Origin of the sequence: Agarivorans sp., assembly GCF_050295395.1 — a bacterium.
In the GTDB taxonomy this organism is placed as follows: domain Bacteria; phylum Pseudomonadota; class Gammaproteobacteria; order Enterobacterales; family Celerinatantimonadaceae; genus Agarivorans.
The window spans coordinates 1-1,926 of record NZ_JBNKPP010000250.1; the positions used below are offsets into that span (position 1 = coordinate 1).

Annotated in this window: 2 protein-coding genes and 1 pseudogene; all 3 read right to left on the reverse strand. The window is 46.2% G+C overall.

Annotated elements, in window-relative coordinates; translation table 11 throughout:
- A pseudogene (locus ACQY6Q_RS14565) lies at positions 1-591 on the reverse strand (carboxy terminal-processing peptidase); the annotation flags it as partial.
- A gap of 28 nt (positions 592-619) precedes the next feature.
- A complete protein-coding gene (gene proQ / locus ACQY6Q_RS14570; protein ID WP_086017251.1) occupies positions 620-1,261 on the reverse strand; it encodes an RNA chaperone ProQ in 642 nt (213 codons plus the stop codon).
- A 278-nt stretch (positions 1,262-1,539) separates the two neighbouring features.
- Positions 1,540-1,926, reverse strand: a 387-nt coding sequence (locus tag ACQY6Q_RS14575) for a GAF domain-containing protein (protein WP_427982444.1), incomplete at its 5' end; no start/stop codon positions are given.

Consider the following 1,926-nt stretch of genomic DNA (forward strand, 5'->3'; position numbering starts at 1 on the left):
GTTGTTATAACGCTTTTGCAGAATATCAACGATTTTAGGCCATTTCTTGCCTGTGAGTTTCAGATTCAACGCATCGTATTTAACACGTTGGCGCCACAACTCGTTGATTTCGGCTTGATCTTTTGGCCAAGCCGCATCTTCTCTGTCGTACTCGTAGGCATCACCTGGCACGGTGAAATCCATCTCTTTATCGAGCAGAGAAAGCGCGTACACAAAGCCTTCGTAGCGACGCTTTTGCACCAAATCAAACATCTTGTAGGCAGGGTCAAGATCGCCCGAACTCAACATATCATCGAATTGATTGGTATAAGGCTTAAAACTGTCAACATCGGCTTGCGTCAGCACATTACGACGGTAATCGAGTTGCTGCAGGTAACGGTCGAAGATCTGCGCCGAAAACGCATCGTCTAAGGCGAATCTGTGATAGTGGGAACGAGTGTATAAATCCGTCACTCGCTTACTCGCCACTTTATGCTGCGCTTCCTGCTTGAGAGTGGGTAACTCGCTGATTTGAATCGTGGGTGGTACAGCCCAAGCCGAGAATCCGACAAAAACAGTGGCAATGGATGTAGCCAAAGTGAGTTTTCGCATCAACAAGTTACTCCGTTTGATTAAATGATTACAGCAGGATATGTTCCGCTTTCACTTTTACCGTTAAGCCGCTATCCAGCTGAACATGAATGTCCTCTTTGTTAATGTCGGTGATCACGCCGGCTACTGGCGTCATACCTAACTTAACATTGACACGTTGCTTCTTGGTTAGATCGGTCAATTGTGCTTGCACTAAGTTAACCGCAGGTTCAGCCTTAGGTGCAGCTTTTGCTGGGCGCTCAGTCTTACGTGCCGGTACAGCCACTTTCTTAGGGGCTTTTTTCGCAGGCGCTTTGCCAGCAGGTGCCGCTTTAGGTGCTTGAGCAGCACGCTTAGCTTTGGCTTTATCTTGGCTTTCTTTCAACATAGCTTGAGCATGATCGATATGCTCTTGCTCTAACTCACCGCATGGTTGACCGTCGAGGTCTACACGCTGTGCACCGGCTTTTACCGATTTCAGGTAGCGCCAGCTGCTGGTGTAGCGTCTTAAGGCAACTCGCAGTTGAGTTTTACTGACTTTAGAATCATCAGCCAACCTTTCAGCCAAATCTTGAAACAATCCGATTTTTAATGGCTTAGTTTCACCTTCAGCAATAAAGCACAAAGGAAATGTTTCATACAAATACGCCAAAATTGCGTTGGTGTCGGTCAACTTATCTGTTGATTCCATCATTACTTCCACAGTTAAAAAGGGACATCGAATCCGAGGTGATAAAAATCAGCTTCTTACGAGTCGTTTATCTTGGTTAAGCCCACATATGAGCCAAAGTACAAATTAGCATTCTCGCCGAGTTAACTAAAGTCAAAAAATATAAGTTAACAATTTTTTACGGCAGAACCTATAAGGCTTATTTTGGCTGTGCTCAACATAAGCCTTATCAGTGCATGCGCTATTATAAGGCGCACGCCACCGATTGCGACTATGAATTATGCGTTATTGTACGCAAATTAAGCAAATAGGCAGTTTTCGAAGCTTTTTACCAATAATTCCAAGCCCTTTTGGTCCTCTTCATCGAAGCGGTCAAAAATAGGGCTATCGATATCCAGCACGGCCACAACCTTACCATCGGCGCGGACTGGGATAACAATTTCAGAATTACTGGCCGAATCGCAGGCGATATGACCATCAAATTGATGCACATCGGCGACGCGCTGCGTCTGATTGGTTTGTGCGGCGGTACCGCACACGCCCTTACCCATAGGAATACGGGTACAGGCCACTTTACCTTGGAAAGGACCCAACACCAGTTGGTCACCACGCATCACGTAAAAACCCACCCAGTTGAGTTCGGTCAGGTTATCGTTCAGCAAGGCAGAAAAGTTAGCCATGGCAGC